This is a genomic window from Bacillus sp. JJ1764 (assembly GCF_036962145.1).
Classification (GTDB): Bacteria; Bacillota; Bacilli; order Bacillales; family Cytobacillaceae; genus Neobacillus.
Window position 1 is genome coordinate 1 of sequence record NZ_JBALNY010000154.1, and the last position, 508, is coordinate 508.

Below are 508 nucleotides of genomic sequence, written 5' to 3' on the forward strand. Positions count from 1 at the left end.
GTAACAGATGCAGATGTGGTGATAAAAGGAACAGCAGAAAAAGGCTCCACAGTAATAGCAAAAGTAAATGGCAAGGATATAGGGAAAGCGACGGCAGATCCAGATGGCATATTTATAATTAACATCATGAAGCAAACTGCTGAATCCGTTATTATCATAACAGCAACAGATGCAGCTGGTAACACAAGTGAGAAATCAGAAGTAACGGTTAAAGATGTAACGGCCCCAGCAGCACCGGTAGTTAATCCAGTAACAGATGCAGATGTAGTGATAAAAGGAACAGCAGAAAAAGGCTCCACAGTAATAGCAAAAGTAAATGGCAAGGATATAGGAATGGCAACAGCGAACAGATATGGCCAGTTCTCTATAATTATTAAAAAACTAACAGCTGGTACTGTAGTGGTTGTTGTAGCATCAGATCGAGCAGGCAATGTTAGCAAAGCAGCATCCGTAAGGGTAAAAGATGCGACAGCCCCATTAGCACCAGTAATAAATCCAGTAACAGATG

The 508-nt window shown here is 41.1% G+C and carries 1 protein-coding gene; it reads left to right on the forward strand.

Annotated features, from left to right (window positions below):
• Positions 1 to 508: Ig-like domain-containing protein (locus V7083_RS19240; RefSeq protein WP_335480947.1), on the forward strand; the 508-nt coding region annotated here is incomplete at both ends.